Genomic DNA, 20,585 nt, shown 5'->3' on the forward strand with positions numbered 1-20,585 from the left:
CGCTAGCCGCTGAAACCGCCGAACGTTCCGCGGTGGAAGAGCAGCGGGGGGCTCTCCGGGGCGTCCGGGGCGGTGGCGCTCAGGGCTTCCACGCGGCCGACGACGATCAGGTGGTCGCCGCCGGTGTGCACGGTCTGGATCGTGCAGTCGATCCAGGCCGGTACGCCGGCCAGGCGCGGCGAACCCGTCACCGGCGCCGCGTCGTACTCCACGCCCGCGAACTTGTCCGTACCGCTGCGGGCGAAGCCGCGGCACAGCTCGCCCTGGCGGGCGCCCAGGACGTTGACGCAGAAGACTCCGGCCCTGGCGATACGGGGCCAGGTCGTCGACGTACGGGCCACCATGAAGACGACCAGCGGCGGGTTGAGCGACAGGGACGCGAAGGACTGGCAGGCGAACCCGGCGGGTGGTTCGACTTCCGGTCCGCGCCCCGACTCCGGGGTGCCCGGTGAGGTGATAACGGTGACGCCGCTCGCGAAGTTCCCTAGTACGCGCCGGAATTCGTCCGGGTCGAGCGGAAGCCGTTCGTCCGCGCCGACGGCCCGGAGCTCCGGGCGGGGCAGTGCTTCCACTGCCCGCGGCTCGGCGACCGTGGCGGCGCCGACGGACCTGAGGTATCGGACGGCGGTGGCCGCCATCCCTGCGTGTCCCATCACCTCCCCATTGAAGCTGACGGAGTGTCAGATAGGAAGGGTCGGGGGAGCCGGGGAAGGGCGGGGAAGGGCGGGGGCGGGGGAGGGCAGGCGGGGCGCCGCGAACTCGCGGTCACAGGCCCCGGTAGCGGGGGGTGCGGCGTTCGACGAAGCTCGTGACGCCCTCGTTGGCGTCGGACGTCGTCATGTTGATCTCCTGCGCGGCGGCTTCCGCCGACAGGGCCGTGCCGCGGTCGGAGTCCAGCGACGCGTTGACGAGCTGCTTGGTGAGGGCGAGGGCGCGGGTGGGGCCCGCGGCGAGGCGTTCGGCCCAGGCGCGGGCCGTCTTCTCCAGGTCGGGGAGGGGGACCACACGGTTGACCAGACCCAGGCGTTCCGCCTCCGGGGCGGGGAGCGCGTCGCCGAAGAACATCAGCTCCTTCGCGCGCTGCGGGCCGACGAGGCGGGGGAGCAGATAGGCGCCGCCGCCGTCGGGGACGAGTCCCCGGCGTACGAACACCTCGATGAAAGCGGCCTGTTCGGCGGCGATGACCAGGTCGCAGGCGAGGGCGAGATGGGCGCCGAGCCCGGCCGCGGTGCCGTTCACGGCGGCGATCACCGGCTTCTCGCAGTCGAGGACCGCGGTGATCAGGCGCTGCGCGCCGAACCGGATCGTACGGGCGACGTCGCCGGGGACGCGGTCGCGGGCGGGGGCCTTCGGGCCGCTGCCGCCGACGTTGCCGCCGCCGCGGAGGTCGGCCCCCGCGCAGAATCCCTTCCCCGTGGCGGTGATCACGACGGCCCGGACACCGGGGTCCGCGGATGCGTCCGCCAGCAGGGAAATGATGCGTTCCCGCTGGTCCCAGGTGACGGCGTTCATGGCGTCGGGGCGGTTGAGGGTGATCCACGAGACGCCGTTGTCAGTGGCGTGGAGTATCAATGAATCCACGGAGGGTGACGGGTTCGTCGAGGCTTCGGGGGAGGAAGTCATGGGTGTACGGCTCCGGTTGACGAGGGGGCGCGGAAGGCGTGGAAGACGCGGAAGGCGCAGGGGGTGTGGGGAGTGCGGGGAGCGCAGCGGGTCAGCGGCAGACGGCCAGTGCGTCCAGGGCCACCGCGCCCTGGCCGCGCGGGAGGACCATCAGGGGGTTGATGTCCAGCTCGGAGAGGTCGTCGCCCAGTTCGAGCGCCATGCGCTGGACGCGGAGGACGACCTCGACGAGGGCGTCCACGTCTGCCGGGGGCGCCCCCCGGACGCCCTCCAGGAGGGCGTGGCCGCGCAGTTCCGCGAGCATCGCGCGGGCGTCGGGCTCACCGAAGGGCGGGACGCGTACGGCGGCGTCGCCGAGCACCTCGACCAGCACGCCGCCGAGACCGACCGTGACCGTCGGGCCGAAGAGTGCGTCGTGGCCGGCGCCCACGACCATCTCCACGCCCCGCGCGACCATCTGGCAGACCAGGATGCCGTCCAGCGGGATGTCCTCGTACGCGGCGATGTCGGTCAGCTCGCGATAGGCGTCGCGGACCTGGCTCGCGGATGTCAACCCGACCTTCACCAGGCCGAGTTCGGTCTTGTGGGCGAGCTGCGGCCCGGACGCCTTCATGACGACGGGGTAGCCGACCTGGGCGGCGGACCGCACGGACGCCGCCGCACTGGTCACCAGCTGCTCGCGAGGTACGCGAATGCCGTACGCCCGCAGCAACTGCTTCGCCGCGTGCTCGCTGAGCTGCTCGCCAGGACGCATCAGTGCCTGCGCCTTGCGGAAGGAGGGCGAAGGCGTGCGCGGCGCCTCGTCGAACGGCGACCGGTAGGCGGCCGCGAACCGGTGGTGCTCCAGGTAGGCGCGTACGGCGGTGATGCAGTTGCCGAAGGTGCGGAAGGTGGCCAGCCGCGACGACCCGAGGAGGGTCTCGCGGTATGCGGCCTCGGTCCCCACCGGCGACCCCCACACCACACACACCAGCTTGTCCGTCGCCTCGGCGGCATCCGCCAGGTCCTGGGCGAGCTTGTCACTCATCGGCGGGAAAGGACCCGTGATCGGGCAGATCAGCACCCCCACCGCCGGGTCGGCGAGGATCGCGTCGATGATCTTCCGACCACGCCAATCACCCACTGGATGACCCCCGTTGTCGATCGGATTGGCGACGTTCAGGTACGCCGGTATCCACTGGTGCAGCTCCGCCTGCTTGGCGGCGTCCAGCGTCGGAAGGTCGAGCCCCGCCGCCGTCGCCAGGTCCGCGAAGTGCGCGCCCGTGCCGCCCGAGATCGAATACACGGCGACGCCGTCCGCCTTCGGCCTGCGCGCGCGGGCCAACAGGGCGGCGGTGTCCTGGAGTTCGTCCAGTCCGTCGACCCGGATCACGCCGAACTGCCGCATCGCCGCATCCGCCACGTCGTCCGCGCCGGTCAGCTTCCCGGTGTGCGACGCGGCGGTACGGGCCCCGGTCTCGGTCCGCCCGACCTTGACGGCGACGACGGGCACGCCGTGGCGGGCGGCGCGGTCGGCGGCGAGGAGGAAGGAGCGGCCGTCCTTCAGGCCTTCGATGTACGCGGCGATCGCCCCGACCTCGGGCTGCTGCGAGAAGTACGAGATGAAGTCGGCGGTTTCGAGGTCCGCCTCGTTGCCCGTCGGGGCCCAGTGCGAGAGCCGCACACCGAGCTGCTGGAGGGAGAAGACGGGCCGCCCCTGGTGACCGGACTGGGTGATCAGTGCGATCGCCGGACCGTCGAGATCCTCCCTGAACTCCTCGAAGGCGTTGAGGTTGGTGTTCGGGCCGAGGAGCCGCAGCCCGGACTCGGTGTTCGCGACGGCCGCCGCGAGCCGGGCCTGGGCGGCGGCGCCCTCCTCGCCGGTCTCGGCGAATCCGGAGGCGAAGGCCACCGCGAACCTGACCTTGCAGTCGGCCAGTTGATCAATCAGTGGAAGGGGGTCCTTGACGAGGAGCACGGCGAGATCGACCTGTTCGGGCAGGTCGGCGAGAGAGGGGGAACAGGGCAGCCCGAAGACGGACTCGCGGCTCGGGTGCACGGGGTGCAGACGGGCACCGACGCGGTCGGCCCAGGCGATGAGCTGCCGCGTGATCCCGGTGTTGGGACGGCCCTCGGCGTCGGACGCGCCGACGACGGCGACGGACTCCGGCCGGAAGAACCGGTCCAGGTCGGGGACGGGGGAGTTCAGCGGGCGCCCGCTGACGTCGAGGTCGGCGGATCCGGCGGCCGCGGCGTCTGCTGTTGGCGTGCCAGGGGCTCCCGGGGTCCTGGTCGCTGCGGCGGTGGTGCCGTGGACGGCGGCGGACCGGGCTTCGTCCCCGCAGGCGACGACGCGGGCGCGGAGGCCGGAGGTGAGGGTGCCGTGTGTTGATCCAAGCATCGCTGAGCCCGCTCCTGCTCGTTGTTCGGAGACCGGAATGGCAATTCACTGACGCACTGTCAGATTACTGAATTGACGGTCCGTCAGGAACAGTCCGGTACGGACCTGTTCGCGGAGCGGGGATGGGGCGGGGTGCGTGATGCGTAAGGTAACGGGAAAAGGGGTGCTGTCGGGAGGGCGCGTGGCCGTGGGGATCGCGTGGCCGTGGAGGTCGCGTGAGAAAGTCGTGTGCATGTCGATATCCACGTTTCGGCAGCGCAGACAGGTCGCTGCGGCTGCTCTCCTAACCAGTACGGCCCTTCTCCTGACGGCCTGCGGCCAGCAGCGCCCCACAAGCCCGGGAGCGGTCGCCGCCCCGACCCCGCCTGCCGCTTCCGGCGCGCCCGCCGCCACGCCGTACGTGGAACCCGGGGCCGGTGACGGAGCCCCGCACTCCCGGGAGAACAACGGCTTCCGCATACCGCGCGAGATGTCGGCCGGCAGCGAGAAGGATGCGAAAAGGGAAGCCGCTCGCATCGAGCCCGTACTCAAGCGGCTCTGGAAATCGGGGACGTGGGACCCGAAGAGCGTGCGTACGGCGCTGCTCAAGCTCGGGTACGAGGAGGAGCGGCTCGGCCCGAAGGGTGAGCGCCTCGGCGGGACGCTCACCGTGCGGGAGATGGACTCACGTTTCGAGACCGACCACTACGTCACGCCGGAAGGTGCGCTGGTCGGTCTGCGCGTGCACAAGGACGCGTGTGTCACCGCGTTCGTGCAGAAGAGCAATTACCAGGTGTCGACCAACGGCCCGTACCTGGAGCACGGCTGCTTCGAGCCGAGGGGCGGTCATTGAATCAGGGCTTCGAGCTGCGCGACACCGCCCGCGCGATGCGTTCCGCGTCCATGGCCATCTCGCGGAGGTTGCCGGAGATCGGGTTCGTGAAGCCGGTGAAGTGCAGGTCCGGGGCCTTGGGGGACGTACGGCCCGAGTGGACCGTGGGGCGGCCCCGGGAGTCGAGTACGTCGAGGTGGCCGACCAGCCCCTCCAGGGACCGGCGGTAGCCCGTCGCCGCGATGATCACGTCCGGGCTCACCCGCGACCCGTCCGCGAGGACCGCTTCGCCGGACTCCGGGGCGAAGGAGTCGAGAGCGGCGACCGGTTCGACCTTGCCCGCGCGGATCGCGGCGATCAGGCCGACGTCCTGGACCGGGATCGCGCCCTCGTTCACCCGGGAGTACAGGCCGGCGGTGGGGCGGGGGAGGCCGTGGGAGGAGAGGTCGGGGACGGAGATGCGGCAGACGACGTCGCCCGCCCGGTCGACCAGGCTCACCGGAAGGCGGCGCACCAGGATGCCGGTGCGCTGGGACGGCCAGCCCGCCGTGGACCGGCGCAGGATGTACGGGGCCGTGCGCACGGCCAGGCGGACCCGGGACGCTCCGCCGTCGGCGAGGTCGGCGGCTATCTCCGCGCCCGTATTGCCGACGCCGACGACCAGCACGTCCTTGCCCGCGTAGGGGTCCGGGTTGCGGTAGGTGGCGGCGTGCAGGAGCTCACCCTTGTACGCGTCCGTACCCGCCCAGTCCGGAAGGTTCGGGGTGTGGTTGTAGCCGGTGGCGACCACGACCGCCGAGCCGGTCAGCTCGCGGCCGCCGCTCGCGTGCAGGACCCAGCCCGTACCGTCGGCCGCCGGGTCGATGCGGGAGACCTCGACCCCCGTGACGATCTCCAGCTCGTGGAAGTCGACGTACTTCTCCAGATAGCGGACCACGTCGTCGCGGGAGACCCAGCGGCCGAAGGAGCGGGGCATCTTCAGGCCCGGGAGGCCGGACAGGCGGCGGGTGGTGTGCAGATGGAGGCGGTCGTAGTGGGCGCGCCAGGACGCGCCGACCCGGTCGGACTTCTCCAGGACCACGGCCCGTACGCCTCGCGCGCGCAGCGCCGCCGCTGCGGCCAGACCGCCTGGGCCCGCCCCGACGACGTACACCGGGCGGTCGTTGGTCGTGGCGATGCCGGAGCGGGTGGGGTCACTGGGAGTAGAGGCCATGAGTCGTGAGCGTAACCGCGCCTCCGTTTGATGGGTCTCGGACAAGGGCGGAATCGGTTGCGAATTGATCACGCGGGGTGGTGCACCCCTCTTGCGCACCGCGGCCCCTTCAGTTGAACTGACGTACCGTCAGAAGTGATTGGAGGGGAGAGTGGCACACATGCAGATGGGGACGCCCCACGCGACGCCCCACGCGACGAGCCGTACGACGCCCCGTACGACGGCCAGGTCGACGGCGAACGCGGCCGTGCCCGACATCGACGCCTTCACCCGCCCGTACTGGAGCGCTGCCGCCGAGGGTCGGCTGCTGCTCCGGCGGTGCGCGGCCTGCACCCGCGCGCACCACTACCCGCGCGAGTTCTGCCCGTACTGCTGGAGCGAGGACGTCGCGTGGGAGCGGGCGAGCGGCCGGGCGACGCTCTACACCTGGTCGGTGGTGCACAGGAACGACCTCCCGCCGTACGGTGAACGCGTCCCGTACGTCGCCGCCGTGGTGGACCTGGAGGAAGGGCCCCGGATGATGACGGAGGTCGTGGACTGCGCGGAGGGCGAGCTGCGGGTGGGCGCGGAGCTGGAGGTGACGTTCCGGGCGGGGGAGGACGGCTCGGGGGAGTACGCGGTGCCGGTGTTCCGGATCAGCGGCTGACCGACGGTGTTCCACATCGGCGGCTGACAGGGCTGCTCACGGCCACAGCAGGTCGCGCACCCACCGCTCGCCGTCCCGTCGGTAGCGCAGTCGTACGTGCTGGCGGCGGGCGTCGCCCTGGAAGAACTCGACCTCGGTGGCGGCCAGCGCGTACAGCGTCCAGGTGGGCGCGGTGAGGGTCGGGTCCGCCTGGGCGCGGGCCCAGGACGCCTCCGAATCGGACCTCAACTCGGCCGTGGAGGAGAGGACTTCGCTCATCCGGCCGGTGAGCGCTGCGGCCAGGGCTCCCGTCGAGCGGGCGTGCAGGTCGGCCGTCGCCGCCTCCGGGGTGCCGGAGCGGACCTGGCCCTCGATCCGGACCTGGCGGCCCTGGGCCGGCCAGTAGAAGCCGAGGGCCGCGTCCGGGCGGGCGGCCAGTTCGCGGCCCTTGCGGCTGGTGCTGTGGGTGCCGAAGTGCCAGCCGTCCTCGTCCGCGTCGTGCAGCGTCAGGATGCGGACGGAGGGGCGGCCTTCCGCGTCGGCGGTGGCCAGGGTCATCGTGTGCGGCTCCGTCTGACCGGCCTCCGCGGCCTCCCGCAGCCAGGTGCGGAAGAGGGGGAGGGGCGAGTCGGGGGCCGACTCCGGGTCGAGGGGCGGGAGCGGTACGCCGTCCCAGACCCGGAGGGAGTGGAGCAGGGTGCGGAAGTCGCGGGACGCGGTGTCGTCGGTGCTCATGGTGCGATTGTGCCGTCAGATCCGGACGTGCTGTCTGATCCGGACGTGCCGTCAGGTCAAGTCGGGCTGTCAGACCCGGACGTGCCGTCAGACCCCGGACGTGCCGTCAGGCCGTGCGCCGCGTGGGACCGGCAGCGTGCCGCGCGCGACCGGCAGCGTGCCCCGCGGGAACGCGTGCGTACTCCTTGAGCGGGACGAAGTGCGCCATCTTCTGCACGTCCTCCGTGATCTTCTTCGCGATGAAGTTCCGCCACGGCATCTTCGGCAGCGAGCGCAGCATCAGCAGCCGCAGCCGGATCTTCCACCTGCTGTCCATCGTCATCTCGCCGACGAACTTCTGCGCGAAGGACTGGGTGTGCTCGACGCCGGGACGCATGTGGTGCTCGTAGGCGGCGAGGGCGAGCTCGAAGTCCCCCTCTGCTGCCGCCAGTTCGCCTGCCAGGGTGTACGCGCCGATGAGGGCGAGGCCAGTGCCCTGGCCGGAGGCGGGTGACGTGCAGTGCGCCGCGTCGCCGAGGAGCACGATGCGCCCCTTCGACCAGCGGTCCATCTCGATCAGGCTGATCGAGTCGAAGTAGAAGTCGTCGGCGGCTTCGGCGTTCGTCAGCAGACGGGGGATCTCCCAGCTCCTGTCCTGGGCGAAGGTCCGGGTGAGGATGCGCTTCTGGGCGGCCGTGTCGCGGTGGTCGTACGCGACCTCCGGCGACGCGAAGACGAACATGTTCTTCGCCGTCTGCTCGCCCCGCGAGCTGTACGCGCACACCAGCTTGTCCGGGAGCGCGTGGTACGCCTCGTGCCGGTCGAGCCCCAGGTCGTTCGGCGCGGTGAAGATCGAGATGTACGCGCCCAGGTGGCGGCGGAAGCGCTGCTCGTCGCCGAAGGCCAGGCGGCGGGTGTTCGAGTGCATCCCGTCGGCGCCGACGACCAGGTCGAAGCGGCGGGGGGCGGAGTTCTCGAAGGTGGCCAGGACGCCGTCCTCGTCCTCGGTGAGCGAGGTGATCGAGTCGCCGAAGAGGTACTCGACGTCGTCGCGGGTGCGCTCGTAGAGGATCCGGGCCAGGTCGCCGCGCATGATCTCGTCGTCGTCCCCGGCCCGCCCGCCGAAGATGTCGGCCGGCATCTCGCCCACGGTGCGGTTGTTCTCGTCGACGTAGGAGCCCGTCCGCATGTCCGTGGAGTGGGCGCGGACCTCGTCCATGATGCCCATCCGCTTGCAGACCTCGACCGAGGTGCCGCGCAGGTCGACCTTGTAACCGCCCGCGCGCAGTGCGTCGGCGCGCTCGACGACGGTCGGCTCGAAGCCGTACCGGTGCAGCCAGAGGGCGAGGGCGGGGCCCGCGATGCTCGCGCCGGAGATGAGGACGGTGCGGACGGTCCGGACGGTCCGGGCAGGGGTGACGGGGTTCATGGCGCGCGTCATCTGGGGCTCCTCGTGAGCGAGTTGGGTCGGCCGGTGCGGGTGGGTGCGCCGGCCGATGACTCGACTGTACGAGCGTTTAAGACATCTGTCTATGACAGGTGTATAGATTCTCGGGAGGGGGCTTTCCCGCGACCCCCTCAACGCCCCAGCAGCACCGTCCCCGACGAGCAGAACCAGCCGCCCGTCCCCGACGCGATCGCCACCTCCGGCAGCCGCCCGCCCGCCTTGCGGACCTGGCCGTCCCCGGCCTCGCCCCGCAGCTGCCGCACCGCCTCCACCAGCAGGAACAGGCCGCGCATCCCCGGATGGCAGGCCGAAAGGCCGCCTCCGTCGGTATTGGTCGGCAGCTCGCCGTCCCGCAGCAGCCGCCCCTTCTCCACGAACGCCCCGCCCTCGCCCTTCGCGCAGAAGCCCAGGTCTTCGAGGGTGACCAGGGTCATGTAGGTGAAGGCGTCGTAGATCTCGGCGATGTCCACGTCGGCCGGGCCCAACCCGGCCTGTTCGTAGGCGATCCTGCCGCTCGCCGCCGCCGGGGAGACCGTGAAGTCCTCCCACTCCGACATCGTCGTGTGCGACACCGACGCACCCGCGCCCAGCACCCACACCGGCGCCTTCGCCGTGTCCGGTACGTACTCCTCGGCGACCAGCAGCACCGCGCAGCCGCCGTCGCTGCGCAGACAGCAGTGCAGCTTGGTGAACGGGTCCGCGATCATCGGGCCCGCCAGGACCTCGTCGACGGTGAGCGGGGCGGTGAACATCGCGTCCGGGTTCGTCGCCGCGTTCGCCCTGGCCTGCACCGCCACCTGGGCGAGCTGCTCCAGCGTCGTCCCGTACTCGTGCATGTGCCGGCGCGCGGCCATCGCATACTTCGCGACCAGCGTGTGACCGTACGGAACCTCGAACTGGAGCGGGCCGCGCGAGCCGAACGAGAGGTTGGAGGTGCGCCGCCCCGCCTTGATGTCGGCGCGGGCCGTCGACCCGTAGACGAGAAGGACGGCGCTGGCGTGACCTGCGGCGATGGCGTCCGCGGCATGGGCCGCCATCACCTCCCAGGTCGCGCCGCCCACCGAGGTGGAGTCCACCCAGCGGGGGCGCAGGCCCAGGTACTCGGCGACCTCGACGGGGGCGAGGGTGCCGAGCCCCGCCGACGCGAAGCCGTCGATCACGGAGCGGTCGAGACCCGAGTCGGCGAGTGCGCGGCGGGCGGCCTGGGCGTGGAGTGCGTACGGGGTGGCTTCGTCCACCCGGCCGCAGTCGGAGAGCGCGACACCGACGACGGCGACCTTGCGTTGTCCCAGGGTCTTCGCGGAGGGGGATGTCATGAATCTGACGGTACATCAGGTACGCGCCATCGGATGTTCAAGTGCCCGCGCCGCTATGGGCTTTGAAGTGCTGTGCCTCTAACATGACGCCCCGTCAGATCAGGGGAGGACCACACAAGATGGACGTCGCCTTCACCGCGGAACAGGACGAGATCCGCCGCGCCCTGCACGACCTGCTCGCCAAACGCTGCGGCCCGGACGAGGTCAAGTCCGCCACCGCGACCGCCGAGGGGTACGACCGCGAGCTCTGGCGGCAGCTCGCCGACGAGCTCGGCCTGCCGGGGCTCGCGCTCCCCGCCGACTACGGGGGAGCGGGCCGCACGCCCGCCGATCTCGTCCTGGCCTGCGAGGAGACCGGCCGCGCGCTGCTCCCCTCGCCGCTGCTCGCGACCGCCGTGCTCGCCGCACCGCTGATCGCCGCGCTCGGCACCGGGGCCCAGCGGGCGGCCCTGCTGCCGGACATCGCCGCGGGCCGCACGTCCGTCGCCGTCGCCGTGCCCGGCACGGCGCTGTCCCTCGCACTCGGGCTGACCGGCGACAACACCGCCGCGCACTGGGCGGGCGGCGGACGCGCCGGCGGCGTACAGGCACGGCGTACGGATCACGGATGGGTGCTGTACGGGCAGGCCGATCAGGTGCTCGACGGGCACAGCGCGGACCTGCTGCTCGTCGCCGCGCACACCGGCGGCTTCGCGCGCAGCCGGACACTCCTCTTTCTCGTACGGGCAGCCAGTGCCGCAGGACTGGCGCGGGTGCGGCAGGTGTCGCTGGACGGGACGCGACCGCAGGGGGACGTTCAGTTCCGGGACGTGGAAGGGGAGTTGCTGGGGGGTGAGGACGCCGATGTGGCGGGTGCGCTGGCCGCGACCGGCTGCGGGGCCGCCGCCGCGCTCGCCGCCGAGGCCGTCGGCGCCGCCGACCGGGCACTGGAGCGGACCGTCGAGTACGTGAAGGCGCGCGAGCGGTTCGGGCGCTCCGGCGGCGCCTTCCAGGCGGCCGGGCACCGGCTGGCCGAGGTGTACGTGCGGATCGCCGCCGCCCGCTCGGCCGCGTACTGCGCCGCCCACGACCCGGCCGGCGGCGGGCGGCTCGCCCTGGCGCAGGGTCTGGAGGCGCTCCGTACCGCATCGTCGGAGGCGGTCCAGCTGCACGGCGGCATCGGCTTCGACTGGGAGCACGACGCACATCTGTACTTCAAGCGGGGAGCCGCCGACGAGCTGCTGTTCGGGCCCGTGCACCGGCTGCGCGGGCACGCGGCGGACCTGGCGGGGATGTTCCACGCGGGTGACGGAAGGGCGGAGGCCGTCTGATGGCCGCGAGGGCGAGCACGGGCACCGGCGCGCATGCCGGGGTGAAGCTGATGCAGAAGGTGTCATCGACGCGTACCTTCGCGAGGATCGCCCCGCACGTCATCCCCGTCCTGGACCGCACCGTCCACCGGCTGAGCGGGGGCAGGACGATGCTCAGCACCCGAATGCTGCCCGGTGTGATCCTCACCGCGCGCGGTGCGAAGAGCGGGCTGGAGAGGGTGACGCCGCTGGCCTGCATGCCGGAGCCGGAGCAGGGGACCTGGATCCTGATCGGGTCCAACTTCGGCCGCCCGGGGCACCCCGCCTGGACCGGCAACCTGCTCGCCCATCCGGAGGCCTCCGTCAGCTGGGCGGGACAGGACATTCCGGTACGGGCCCGGCTGCTCGCGGGCGAGGAGCGGGCGGACGCGTGGCGGGCGGTGCTGGGCTTCTGGCCGCCGTACGCGACGTACCAGCGGCGGATCGAGCGGGAGATCAGGCTGTTCCGGATCGAGCGGCGCTGAGGGTTCCGAGGTCCGCTGCCGCTGCCACGGGGCCCGGGTACGCCGATGGCGGACCACATGCGTGATCCGCCATCGGGTGACAGGACTTGGTGGGGGTTCGTCCGGTACGGGTGCGGGCGTATACCGATACTGCTTGTACCGCCTGCGTTACTTGACGGGCTTTCTGCCGGTAATGCCCAAGTGGACCAACTGCGCCAGGTTCGGGCGCAGTTCGGCCTGCTTGACGCCCCAGGTGGTGAAGCCCTTCTGGTGCGAGGCCACGGCCGCGAGCATCGCGACCAGGGAGCCGGCCATCGCCGCCGGGCTGATGTCCTTGTCGACCTTGCCCTTCGCCTGGAGCTCCTTCACGGAATCCGTAAGGGAGTTGGTGACGGAGTTCAGGATCTTCATGCGGATCTTGTAGAACCGCTTGTCGCCCTCTGCTGCGCCGAGGTCGACGACCCGCAGGATCGCGTCGTTCTTCCGCCAGAAGTCGAGGAATCCGTCCACGAGCTCCTCGGCGGTCTGTGCGCCGGCCTTGCCGACCCACGAGCGCCCGGCGACCAGGCTGGTCAACCCCGCGCCCTCCTTTGCCATTTCCTCCGCGATTTCGAGGACGGCGCCCTCCACATCGGGGAAGTACTGGTAGAAGGTCGCGGGTGAAGTCCCGGCCTTGCGGGCCACGTCGATGACTTTGACGTCCCGGTAGGGGGACGAGCTGAGCATTTCACTGAGGCAGTCGAGCAGCTTCTGCCGCGTCGCCTGACCACGTCGACCGGCCACGCGGCCGTCGACGGTGCGTACTTGTCCTGTCATGCCGTCAGCTTACCGAGGGGTGATCGGAGCGCGATTCGGCGAGTGCAAATGGGTTTCCGGCCAGAGTTGAGGCATCTTGGGCCGGTTGTGGTGGACGGGGTGCGGGATTCGGGTGGGGCCGAGGCGGCACAGGGGGCGTACGGGGTCCTCGGGGCGGGGCCGGGGATCGAATGGCGGTACGTGACAGGGCGTCGGACGGTGTCCCCCAATAGTGTTATCAACAGCCTGTGGACAACTTCGGTGGATATCTCCGAGCGGGATTTTCCGAGAGCGGGAAGGATCGGTCCATGACCGCATTCGCAGAAGGCGTGCCCTGCTGGATCGATGTGACGCTCCCCGATGTCGAAGCGGGCAAGCGCTTCTACGGCGGGCTGTTCGGCTGGACCTTCGACGACCCCGCGGGGAAGGAGTACGGCTCCTACACACAGGCCTTCAGCGGCGAGGGCGACCAGCGGAAGAACGTCGCGGCGCTCGCCCCCAAGCCGGACGGCCGGATGCCCACCGCCTGGGGCGTCTACTTCGCCACCCCCGACACCGCGGCGCTCCTCGCCCGCGCCCGGAAGGCGGGCGGACAGGTCGTCATGGACACCATGCCGGTCGGCCCGTTCGGCACGATGGGGCTGGTCGCCGACCCCGCCGGCGCCGTCTTCGGCGTCTGGCAGGGCGGTACGCACCCGGGCTTCGAGAAGACCGCGGAGCCCGGCGCCTTCTGCTGGACCGAGGTGTACGTGCGCGAGGCGGACAAGGAGCGCGTCGACGACTTCTACGCGCAGGTCTTCGGCTTCGAGGGCCAGGACCTGCCCGACGGGAGCGGCGCCGCCTTCCGCATCTGGTCGCCCGCCGGGACCGAGCCGGGCGAGGCCACGGCGATCGGCGGCCGGAGCGTCATCACGGACGCGCTCCCGGCCGAGATGCCGGCCCACTTCCTCTCGTACTTCATGGTCGAGGACTGCGACGAGGCGGTGGCGGACGCCAAGCGGCTCGGCGGGCGGGTCACCCAGCCGCCGTTCGACATTCCCTACGGGCGGATGGCGGTCCTCGCCGACAATCAGGGGGCGGTTTTCGCGGTGCTGGCTGAACCGAAGGCGTAGGAACCGGGTCTCAAGGGGCAGGACCGGAGCCGCGAGGCGCGGAACCGGGCCTGCAAGGCGTAGTCCCGTGTTCCAGATTTGCGCGAAAGGTGTACGGAATGGGGGGAAACATTCCATTCCGGTCCCGGGTTAGCCAGCGCGGCGTTCGGCAGGAAGAATGCCCCCGGGGCTGTGTTTCGCGGCCTGGTACGGGGAGGTGGCAGGCAAGTGGAGCAGCTGACGCAGCACGATCCGCGGCGGATCGGCCCGTTCGAGGTGCTGGGACGGCTCGGGGCCGGCGGGATGGGGCTCGTCTATCTGGCGCGCTCCGCGTCGGGACGCCGGGTGGCGATCAAGACCGTACGGACGGAGCTCGCCGAGGACCAGCTGTTCCGGGTCCGCTTCACGCGGGAGGTCGAGGCGGCCCGCGCGGTCTCCGGCTTCTACACGGCGGCCGTCGTCGACGCCGACCCGCGGGCGGCCGTGCCGTGGCTGGCGACCGCCTACGTGCCCGCCCCCTCGCTCGAAGAAATAGTGAATGAGTGCGGGCCGATGCCCGCGAACGCGGTGCGCTGGCTGGCCGCGGGCATCGCCGAGGCCCTCCAGTCGATCCACGGGGCGGGCCTGGTCCACCGCGACCTCAAGCCGTCCAACGTCCTGGTCGTGGAGGACGGGCCGCGCGTCATCGACTTCGGCATCGCGTCCGGGGTCTCCAACACCCGGCTGACCATGACGAACGTCGCCGTGGGCACGCCCGCGTACATGTCCCCCGAACAGGCCAGGGACTCGCGGAGCGTCACCGGCGCGAGCGACATCTTCTCGCTCGGCTCCACCCTCGTCTTCGCCGCGACCGGGCACGCCCCCTTCCACGGTGCGAACCCCGTCGAGACCGTCTTCATGCTGCTGCGCGAAGGCCCCGACCTGGAAGGACTCCCGGACGAACTCCGTCCGCTGATCGACTCCTGCATGGGCATGGAGGCGGCGCTGCGGCCCAGCCCCGCCGACCTCCAGGCGCAGCTCGCCCCGCACCTCTTCTCCTCCGGCGGCGACGACAGCGGCACCGCGTCGGCGTGGCTGCCGACCAGGGCCACCGCGATGATCGAGCAGCGCAGGGGCGGCGGCCGGGCCGTCGCCCCCGCCGCGGTGCAGCCGAGGCCCGACCCCTCGCCGCCGCCGCGCCCGCAGAATCCTCCGCCGTACCCGCCGCGCGGCGACTGGGCCGGCGACCCGCGCACCGGGCAGGCCTCGCCGCCGCCCCCCTCGTACGCGGACGGGCCGGTACGGCTCGCCGGGGCGAAGGTGCCGATCGGACCCGGTCCCCGGGTGGCCGACGGGCAGGGGGCGGCCGCCGCCGCGGCCGTCGCGGAGGCGGCGGGACCGGCGACCGGCTGGGTGCGCCCGCCGGCCGGGGCGGCGCTCAACGGCGTCCCCTCGCCGCCCGGGACCGTACCGCCGCAGCCCGGGTCCGTACCGCCGCTCCCCGAGGGGCCCTCGCCCGCCGGGTGGCGGCCGTGGCGGTTCCGGATGTCGAACGACGTGTGGGGCACCCCGGCCGTCGCCGGTGACCTCGTCTACGTCACCTCCTTCGAGGTGCACGCCCTGGACGTGGCCTCGGGCCGCCGCCAGTTCAAGACGCGCGACGTGGCGTGGGCGATGGCCGTCTCCGGCGGCCGGATCCACGCATCCGACGGGCCGACGCTGTACGCACTGGACGCCGCCGACGGCACCGAGAAGTGGCGGCTCCAGAGCGACGCCTGGGTGTACTCGCTGAAGGCGGCCCGCGGCACCGTCGTCACGGGCACGCGCGGCGGCGGCGTACAGGCGTGGGAGGCGTCCAACGGGCAGAAGCTGTGGGAAATCACCGGCGCCCAGACCGACTTCGAGACCCCGGAGGCCGGACCCGACGTCCACGGGGACACCGTGTACGTGTGGCAGGACGCGCGGCTGCGGGCGCTGGACTCCCGGTCCGGCATCGAGCGCTGGTCCTACCCGGTGGGCGACGCGGCGTCGTGCGGCGGGGTCCCGGTGCGGGTGACGTCGGCGGAGGACGGCTATGTGTACGTCTCCGCAGGGACGCGGGTCCTGGCCGTCGACCAGAGCTCGGGCCACGTCCGCTGGCACTTCGAGGCGCCCGCGGTCTTCCTGTCCGCGCCCGCCTTCGCACCCGGGCCCGCGGTCACGGGCGGCGGGGTCTACCTGGCCGACTACCTCGGCACGGTGTACGCGCTGGACGCCTCCACCGGCAAGGACCGCTGGCGCATCGCGACGGAGTCCCGGCAGTCGATCGAGCCGGTGCTGGTGGTGGGCGGCCATGTGCACGTGGGCAGCGGCAGCGCGCTCTACACCCTGGACGCGGTGACGGGCACGCCGAAGTGGCGGTTCGCGGCGGGCGGGGAGCTGGTCGGTGCGCCGGTCGTGGCGGACGGGCGCGTGCACTTCGGGTCCGCCGACCACTGTCTCTACACCGTGGACGCGGTGGGGGGCCAGCTGCGCTGGAAGCTGAAGACCGGGGGCGAGATCACGGGGTCGCCGGTGGCGGAGGCGGGGATCGTCTACGCCTGCAGCAAGGACCGGTGCGTTTACGCGTTGGACGCGGTGAAGGGGACGGCTACGGGGCGGTCGGCGCGGTAAGGGGGCCGGTTTGCACGTGCACGTGCGGGTGCGTTGTGGCTGGTCGCGCAGTTCCCCGCGCCCCTATGGGGCGCCCCTATCCGGCGGAGTCGTGAGGGTGGGAGGCGGGTCGTACGTCGCGCCCTCCGGGGCGTACGCGGATGGGTCGGCCTTCTCGCGGCGCTGGCGTCGGCGGCTGCCGCGGCCGGTCATGAGGAGGGCGCCCAGCAGCATCAGGACGCCGCCGCCCAGTGCGCTCGCGACGCCCATTCCGAGGCCGGTGCCGTCCGCGTTGACGGCCAGGCCGGATGCCGCCTGACCCTGGCGCACCATCCAGAAGACCGTGAAGCCGAGGGTGACCAGCCCGGCCAGCGCCATCAGCGTCCGGGATCTCAGGAGCGCCCCGACCAGCGTGATCAGCGCGGTGAAAAGGAACGGCAGCAGCAGGGAACCGGCCAGCTCCGCCCTGGCGTCTGTGATCCCGTTGAAGAGATCCAGGAATCGGTAGTCGCGCCCGTGACGTCCGTCGTACCAGGCTCGGAAAGGGCTCCATACGGCGATCGTCGCTCCGGCGAGAGCGATGACCGAGCCAAGGAGATTCCTGACCATCTCGCGCTCCTCTTGTCGAGGTTCTGTCGAGGTCTCAGGGGTTCGACGCTACGCCCGGGGTTTGGGGCCTGCCATGTGACAGCCGCTGCTAAGGTGTCATGCACTTGTCCTTATGGGATCTTTACTCCTGCCAGAGTTGTCCCAAACAGTGTGAAATCCACGGGGGTTGGAAGCCATGAAGCTTCGCCATGTCCGCGCAGTGGCCGTTTTCGGCATCGCAGTCGTCGCACTCACCGGTGCCCGGGGCTCCCACGGGGGCAGCTGCGGCGGCGGTCACAGCTCCAGCTCGTCCAGCAGCAGCGGCGGCGACAGCTCGTCCAGCTCCAGCTCCTCGGGCGGCGACTACCAGGCCTCCACGGGCGGCTACGACGGCTCCAGCTCGTCGAGCGGCGGCTCCAGCTCGTCCACGACGACCGGCGGCACCGACTCCAGCTCCTCCAGCAGCACCACCGGTTCCGTCCCGGGCACCGGCGGCAGCAGCAGCGCCTCGCGCGACCTGCGCATCTCGGAGTGCAAGTACGACCCGTCGCGCGGCATGCTCGCCAACATCACCGCGACGAACAGCAGCTCCTCGTCGACGTACACCTACAGCTTCATGGTGAAGTTCACCAACAGCGGCTCCACTGTCGGCACCCGCTCGACGAGCATCGCCGCCGTCGCCCCGGGTCAGTCCCGGAGCATCGACGTCGCCACCCCGTTCGTGAAGAAGTCGACCGAGTCGCTGATCGGCCGCTGCGAGGTCAAGTACGTGACGCGCACCAGCTCCTGACGCGCACCAGCTCCTGACACCGGGAGCGGGATGCGGAGGGCCCGGTCGTGCACGAGGCGACCGGGCCCTCCTTCGTACGTCCGCGGGGCGCGCTCAGCCCGCCAGGTTGGCCCGGACCAGTTCCAGCAGGTCCTCCTCCGGCATTCCCAACTTCCTTGCCTCCTCCACCAGTTCGCCGATGCGCTCCAGGATCCTGGCCCGCCCCGGCGACACCGGGGCGTCGACGACCACCGCGCCCCGGCCCCGGCGCAGCTCGATCAGGCCTTCCTCGCGGAGGCGCTGGTAGCCGCGCAGCACCGTGTGGACGTTGATGCCGAGCGAGTCGGCGAGGACTCGGGCGGCGGGGAGGCGCTCGCCCGGTTCCACGGTGCCGTCGGCGATCGCGCCGCGCACCGAGGATGCGATCTGGTCGCCGAGGGGCACGGACGAGGCGGGGTCCAACTTGAACAGCATGGTCAGCGGCTTTCTCGGCGATCGATCAGGGTGGCCAGGAGCGCGGCTCCGGTCGCGGAGTCTGCCACGGTGACCGCGAACTCCCGGCCGTTCCCGCGCCGTACGACGATTGCTTCGCCGGAGCGCAGTATGAGCCCGGTGCGGTTGCTCCGCACGCGGTAGCCCCAGCCGCCGTAGTCCGCGACGGGATTGATCTCGCGGCTGTGCACCTCCCGCACCTCCTTGAGCGGGATGCGCACGGCGGGCCAGGGCAGCAGCGACGGCGCGACCGTGAGCCCGCGGCGGTCCACCATGACGTGCGCCGACGCGAACCCCAGCACCAGCAGGCCGAGGACCAGCAGCGCTCCGGCCGCGTACCACTGCTCCGCGAAGCCGCAGGCCACGCTCCCGGCCAGGGTGGCGGCCGCCGCCAGCAGGGGCATCCCGGAGCCGAGCCGGTGCGACCAGCTCGCCACCTCGCCCCGGGCGAGGTCGATCCGGCCGGTCTCGTGGTTCCTGGCGGGCGCGGTCGCCTCCGCCGGTACCGTACGGGCGAGCAGCAGGCCCACCGCTGCCGCGACGAGCGCGACGCCGGCCGCCGCCACGAGGTGCCACATCGGCATACGGACGTCGGAGCCGTCGGTCGCGCCGCGGTTGGCGAGCGTGTTCACCGGCATCAGGTATCCGAGCAGGCCCGATATGCCCCAGCCGCCGGCCAGCATGCCGCGCACTCCCCGGGCCGAGAGCTTTCCCTTGTGGACGGTGAAGGCCCAGACCGCGGCGAGCAGGGCGATGAGCAGGGTGGAGCCGACGGCGGCCGCGGTGCTGCCGAGGTAGGAGGTCGGCTTCCCCGCCGTGTCGAAACGGCTGGCCAGGCGGTCCGGCAGCTCGTTGTGGAAGATCAGGAAGGTGGTCAGGCTGAGGAGCAGGGCCAGAGCGAAGGGCACGAGGGTCAGCGCTGCCAGGCGCAGTCGGACGGGGGTCATGTGCAGGGTCATGGCTACCTCCAGTTGTTCGTATACTACTAGAACAACTGGAGATGAGGGAAGAATTGTTCCCCTCCCATGCGAACAACTTCTCCCCTGTGAACAACCTCGCGGGGGAGGTCCCTGTTCAGCGAATCCGGAACTCGGCCCCCCGCTTCCCCCGGTCCTCGAACAGCTCCGCCTGCCGCTCCACCGGTAGATTCCCCAGCGCGATCAGATGCGGAGCCTGCGCGTACGCCTGCGCCCGCGCCGCCTCCTTCGTCGCCCACAGCGCCCGTACGGTGCCCTGCACCGCCTCCGTCGGAGACCCGGCGATCACCTCGGCCGCGCGCAGGGCGCCCGCCAGCTCCGCCCCGTCCGGGGTCACTTCCGACACGAGCCCCACCTCGTACGCCCGCCGCGCCGACATCCGCTCGGCCGTCCCCAGCAGCGCCATCCTGGCCACCTCCCCGTACGGCATCCGCTGCGCCAGCAGCGCCGTTTCGTACGCGCTGACCATTCCGTACGTCGTGTGCGGGTCGAAGAAGGTCGCGCTCTCGCCCGCCACCACGAACTCCGCCTCGCCCAGCAGGTAGAACGCCCCGCCGCACGCCATGCCGCGCACCGCCGCGATCACCGGCTTCCACAGGTCGTTCGCCTTCGGGCCGACGGTGAGGAGGGGGTCGTCGGTCGAGTACGGGGAGGGTGGCTGCGGTACGTCCGTGGCCCGGTCGATGCCCGTGCAGAACGCCTTCGCGCCCGCACCGGTCAGGACGACCGCGCGCACGGTGTCGTCGAACCTGAAGTCCCGCCAGGCATCGGCCAGTTGGGCGGCGGTGACCAGGTCGATGGCGTTGAGCCGTTCGGGCCGGTCGAGCGTGACGACCGCGACGCCGGTCTTCTCGTCACGCTCCACCCGCACACTCACGGCCGCTCCAGCAGCCAGCGCGGCACGGTCGTCCCGTCCGGCAGCTCCACGAACGCGACCTGCACCTTCGCCCCGATCCGCAGCCGCGCCGGGTCGACGGAGTCCAGGGCGGCGCCGGCCGCCGCGACCACGTTCCCGACGAGCCGGATGCGCGGTGCGTCCGCCAGTTCCACGATCACCGCGTTGTACGGGGCCTGGGCCGCGTAGGCGGGCAGGAGGGGCGGGTGGGGCACGACGTACGACCACACCACGCCCTTCCCGCTCATCAGCCGCCACTCGGAAGCGAAGGAGTGGCAGTGCGGGCAGCACGGCCGGGGCGGGAAGCGCAGCTCGCCGCAGTCGGCGCAGGCCTGCACGCGCAGCTCGCCGCGCGCGGCGTACTCCCAGAAGGGGGCGCCGTCGTCGTCCACGACGGGGGAGAGGAGGTCGTCGACGGGGGAGAGGAGATCGTCGGGAGTGGTCATC

Annotated in this window: 20 protein-coding genes; 7 read left to right on the forward strand and 13 right to left on the reverse strand. The window is 71.7% G+C overall.

Annotated features, from left to right (window positions below; translation table 11 throughout):
* Positions 1 to 2: 2 nt before the first annotated feature.
* The 3 genes from ACH4SP_RS30000 to ACH4SP_RS30010 form a co-directional block, all read right to left on the reverse strand.
* The gene (locus ACH4SP_RS30000; protein WP_398419764.1) at positions 3 to 638 is read right to left on the reverse strand and encodes a flavin reductase family protein; all 636 of its coding nucleotides are present in this window, start codon (positions 636 to 638) and stop codon (positions 3 to 5) included.
* A gap of 127 nt (positions 639 to 765) precedes the next feature.
* Entirely contained in the window at positions 766 to 1,623 is an 858-nt protein-coding gene (locus tag ACH4SP_RS30005) for an enoyl-CoA hydratase/isomerase family protein (protein ID WP_398419351.1), read from the reverse strand.
* A 91-nt stretch (positions 1,624 to 1,714) separates the two neighbouring features.
* Positions 1,715 to 4,003: an acetate--CoA ligase family protein gene (locus ACH4SP_RS30010; RefSeq protein WP_398419352.1), complete on the reverse strand. Its 2,289-nt coding sequence runs from the start codon at positions 4,001 to 4,003 to the stop codon at positions 1,715 to 1,717.
* A 232-nt stretch (positions 4,004 to 4,235) separates the two neighbouring features.
* Here ACH4SP_RS30010 and ACH4SP_RS30015 point away from each other — a divergent pair, with 232 nt between their 5' ends.
* Positions 4,236 to 4,835 carry a hypothetical protein gene (locus tag ACH4SP_RS30015; RefSeq protein WP_398419353.1) on the forward strand — a complete coding sequence of 200 codons (600 nt, stop codon included), beginning with the start codon at positions 4,236 to 4,238 and terminating at the stop codon, positions 4,833 to 4,835.
* Position 4,836: 1 nt separating this feature from the next.
* Here the strand turns inward: ACH4SP_RS30015 and ACH4SP_RS30020 are convergent, their stop codons facing one another.
* Positions 4,837 to 6,027 (reverse strand): flavin-containing monooxygenase, encoded by a 1,191-nt coding sequence (locus tag ACH4SP_RS30020; RefSeq protein ID WP_398419354.1) that lies wholly within the window; start codon positions 6,025 to 6,027, stop codon positions 4,837 to 4,839.
* A 160-nt stretch (positions 6,028 to 6,187) separates the two neighbouring features.
* Here ACH4SP_RS30020 and ACH4SP_RS30025 point away from each other — a divergent pair, with 160 nt between their 5' ends.
* Positions 6,188 to 6,673, forward strand: a complete 486-nt coding sequence (locus tag ACH4SP_RS30025; RefSeq protein ID WP_398419766.1) for a Zn-ribbon domain-containing OB-fold protein — start codon at positions 6,188 to 6,190, stop codon at positions 6,671 to 6,673.
* A gap of 36 nt (positions 6,674 to 6,709) precedes the next feature.
* On the opposite strand, the gene ACH4SP_RS30030 is transcribed toward ACH4SP_RS30025, so the two are convergent.
* The 3 genes from ACH4SP_RS30030 to ACH4SP_RS30040 form a co-directional block, all read right to left on the reverse strand.
* Entirely contained in the window at positions 6,710 to 7,387 is a 678-nt protein-coding gene (locus ACH4SP_RS30030; protein ID WP_398419355.1) for a pyridoxal 5'-phosphate synthase, read from the reverse strand.
* Between the two features lie 106 nt (positions 7,388 to 7,493).
* Complete coding sequence (locus ACH4SP_RS30035) at positions 7,494 to 8,807, reverse strand: FAD-dependent monooxygenase (protein ID WP_398419356.1); 1,314 nt, start codon at positions 8,805 to 8,807, stop codon at positions 7,494 to 7,496.
* Positions 8,808 to 8,944: 137 nt separating this feature from the next.
* Positions 8,945 to 10,129 carry a thiolase C-terminal domain-containing protein gene (locus tag ACH4SP_RS30040; RefSeq protein WP_398419358.1) on the reverse strand — a complete coding sequence of 395 codons (1,185 nt, stop codon included), beginning with the start codon at positions 10,127 to 10,129 and terminating at the stop codon, positions 8,945 to 8,947.
* Positions 10,130 to 10,248: 119 nt separating this feature from the next.
* On the opposite strand from ACH4SP_RS30040, the gene ACH4SP_RS30045 reads away from it, so the two are divergent.
* Both ACH4SP_RS30045 and ACH4SP_RS30050 read left to right on the forward strand, forming a co-directional pair.
* The gene (locus ACH4SP_RS30045) at positions 10,249 to 11,439 is read left to right on the forward strand and encodes an acyl-CoA dehydrogenase family protein (protein ID WP_398419359.1); all 1,191 of its coding nucleotides are present in this window, start codon (positions 10,249 to 10,251) and stop codon (positions 11,437 to 11,439) included.
* Positions 11,439 to 11,942: a nitroreductase family deazaflavin-dependent oxidoreductase gene (locus ACH4SP_RS30050; RefSeq protein WP_398419361.1), complete on the forward strand. Its 504-nt coding sequence runs from the start codon at positions 11,439 to 11,441 to the stop codon at positions 11,940 to 11,942. Before ACH4SP_RS30045 ends, ACH4SP_RS30050 begins: the two co-directional genes overlap by 1 nt.
* A gap of 147 nt (positions 11,943 to 12,089) precedes the next feature.
* Here ACH4SP_RS30050 and ACH4SP_RS30055 read toward each other — a convergent pair whose 3' ends face one another.
* The gene (locus ACH4SP_RS30055) at positions 12,090 to 12,737 is read right to left on the reverse strand and encodes a TetR family transcriptional regulator (RefSeq protein WP_398419363.1); all 648 of its coding nucleotides are present in this window, start codon (positions 12,735 to 12,737) and stop codon (positions 12,090 to 12,092) included.
* 287 nt (positions 12,738 to 13,024) lie between these two features.
* Between ACH4SP_RS30055 and ACH4SP_RS30060 the strand changes: the two genes are divergently transcribed.
* Both ACH4SP_RS30060 and ACH4SP_RS30065 read left to right on the forward strand, forming a co-directional pair.
* Complete coding sequence (locus ACH4SP_RS30060; RefSeq protein ID WP_398419364.1) at positions 13,025 to 13,828, forward strand: VOC family protein; 804 nt, start codon at positions 13,025 to 13,027, stop codon at positions 13,826 to 13,828.
* A 207-nt stretch (positions 13,829 to 14,035) separates the two neighbouring features.
* A complete protein-coding gene (locus tag ACH4SP_RS30065) occupies positions 14,036 to 16,438 on the forward strand; it encodes a PQQ-binding-like beta-propeller repeat protein (RefSeq protein ID WP_398419366.1) in 2,403 nt (800 codons plus the stop codon).
* A 63-nt stretch (positions 16,439 to 16,501) separates the two neighbouring features.
* Here ACH4SP_RS30065 and ACH4SP_RS30070 read toward each other — a convergent pair whose 3' ends face one another.
* Positions 16,502 to 17,026: a hypothetical protein gene (locus tag ACH4SP_RS30070; protein WP_398419368.1), complete on the reverse strand. Its 525-nt coding sequence runs from the start codon at positions 17,024 to 17,026 to the stop codon at positions 16,502 to 16,504.
* Positions 17,027 to 17,201: 175 nt separating this feature from the next.
* Here ACH4SP_RS30070 and ACH4SP_RS30075 point away from each other — a divergent pair, with 175 nt between their 5' ends.
* Positions 17,202 to 17,795, forward strand: a complete 594-nt coding sequence (locus ACH4SP_RS30075) for a hypothetical protein (RefSeq protein WP_398419370.1) — start codon at positions 17,202 to 17,204, stop codon at positions 17,793 to 17,795.
* Between the two features lie 93 nt (positions 17,796 to 17,888).
* On the opposite strand, the gene ACH4SP_RS30080 is transcribed toward ACH4SP_RS30075, so the two are convergent.
* The 4 genes from ACH4SP_RS30080 to ACH4SP_RS30095 form a co-directional block, all read right to left on the reverse strand.
* The gene (locus tag ACH4SP_RS30080; protein WP_398419372.1) at positions 17,889 to 18,248 is read right to left on the reverse strand and encodes a GntR family transcriptional regulator; all 360 of its coding nucleotides are present in this window, start codon (positions 18,246 to 18,248) and stop codon (positions 17,889 to 17,891) included.
* A gap of 2 nt (positions 18,249 to 18,250) precedes the next feature.
* The gene (locus ACH4SP_RS30085) at positions 18,251 to 19,225 is read right to left on the reverse strand and encodes a DUF1648 domain-containing protein (RefSeq protein ID WP_398419374.1); all 975 of its coding nucleotides are present in this window, start codon (positions 19,223 to 19,225) and stop codon (positions 18,251 to 18,253) included.
* A gap of 115 nt (positions 19,226 to 19,340) precedes the next feature.
* Positions 19,341 to 20,120 (reverse strand): enoyl-CoA hydratase/isomerase family protein, encoded by a 780-nt coding sequence (locus tag ACH4SP_RS30090; protein ID WP_398419376.1) that lies wholly within the window; start codon positions 20,118 to 20,120, stop codon positions 19,341 to 19,343.
* Positions 20,117 to 20,584 (reverse strand): Zn-ribbon domain-containing OB-fold protein, encoded by a 468-nt coding sequence (locus ACH4SP_RS30095; RefSeq protein WP_398419378.1) that lies wholly within the window; start codon positions 20,582 to 20,584, stop codon positions 20,117 to 20,119. Before ACH4SP_RS30095 ends, ACH4SP_RS30090 begins: the two co-directional genes overlap by 4 nt.
* Position 20,585 lies beyond the last annotated feature (1 nt).

The organism is Streptomyces sp. NPDC021093, from assembly GCF_044333135.1.
GTDB lineage: Bacteria > Actinomycetota > Actinomycetes > Streptomycetales > Streptomycetaceae > Streptomyces.

What these genes read in the sequence shown, in the direction of transcription:
- ACH4SP_RS30055 (WP_398419363.1), bottom strand. Translation starts at nt 12,737, where the DNA reads ATGACAGGACAAGTACGCACCGTCGACGGCCGCGTGGCCGGTCGACGT.
- ACH4SP_RS30050 (WP_398419361.1), top strand. Translation starts at nt 11,439, where the DNA reads ATGGCCGCGAGGGCGAGCACGGGCACCGGCGCGCATGCCGGGGTGAAG.
- ACH4SP_RS30005 (WP_398419351.1), bottom strand. Translation starts at nt 1,623, where the DNA reads ATGACTTCCTCCCCCGAAGCCTCGACGAACCCGTCACCCTCCGTGGAT.
- ACH4SP_RS30010 (WP_398419352.1), bottom strand. Translation starts at nt 4,003, where the DNA reads ATGCTTGGATCAACACACGGCACCCTCACCTCCGGCCTCCGCGCCCGC.
- ACH4SP_RS30000 (WP_398419764.1), bottom strand. Translation starts at nt 638, where the DNA reads ATGGCGGCCACCGCCGTCCGATACCTCAGGTCCGTCGGCGCCGCCACG.
- ACH4SP_RS30045 (WP_398419359.1), top strand. Translation starts at nt 10,249, where the DNA reads ATGGACGTCGCCTTCACCGCGGAACAGGACGAGATCCGCCGCGCCCTG.
- ACH4SP_RS30080 (WP_398419372.1), bottom strand. Translation starts at nt 18,248, where the DNA reads ATGCTGTTCAAGTTGGACCCCGCCTCGTCCGTGCCCCTCGGCGACCAG.
- ACH4SP_RS30085 (WP_398419374.1), bottom strand. Translation starts at nt 19,225, where the DNA reads ATGACCCTGCACATGACCCCCGTCCGACTGCGCCTGGCAGCGCTGACC.
- ACH4SP_RS30030 (WP_398419355.1), bottom strand. Translation starts at nt 7,387, where the DNA reads ATGAGCACCGACGACACCGCGTCCCGCGACTTCCGCACCCTGCTCCAC.
- ACH4SP_RS30070 (WP_398419368.1), bottom strand. Translation starts at nt 17,026, where the DNA reads ATGGTCAGGAATCTCCTTGGCTCGGTCATCGCTCTCGCCGGAGCGACG.
- ACH4SP_RS30060 (WP_398419364.1), top strand. Translation starts at nt 13,025, where the DNA reads ATGACCGCATTCGCAGAAGGCGTGCCCTGCTGGATCGATGTGACGCTC.
- ACH4SP_RS30040 (WP_398419358.1), bottom strand. Translation starts at nt 10,129, where the DNA reads ATGACATCCCCCTCCGCGAAGACCCTGGGACAACGCAAGGTCGCCGTC.
- ACH4SP_RS30035 (WP_398419356.1), bottom strand. Translation starts at nt 8,807, where the DNA reads ATGACGCGCGCCATGAACCCCGTCACCCCTGCCCGGACCGTCCGGACC.
- ACH4SP_RS30095 (WP_398419378.1), bottom strand. Translation starts at nt 20,584, where the DNA reads ATGACCACTCCCGACGATCTCCTCTCCCCCGTCGACGACCTCCTCTCC.
- ACH4SP_RS30025 (WP_398419766.1), top strand. Translation starts at nt 6,188, where the DNA reads ATGCAGATGGGGACGCCCCACGCGACGCCCCACGCGACGAGCCGTACG.
- ACH4SP_RS30020 (WP_398419354.1), bottom strand. Translation starts at nt 6,027, where the DNA reads ATGGCCTCTACTCCCAGTGACCCCACCCGCTCCGGCATCGCCACGACC.
- ACH4SP_RS30015 (WP_398419353.1), top strand. Translation starts at nt 4,236, where the DNA reads ATGTCGATATCCACGTTTCGGCAGCGCAGACAGGTCGCTGCGGCTGCT.
- ACH4SP_RS30075 (WP_398419370.1), top strand. Translation starts at nt 17,202, where the DNA reads ATGAAGCTTCGCCATGTCCGCGCAGTGGCCGTTTTCGGCATCGCAGTC.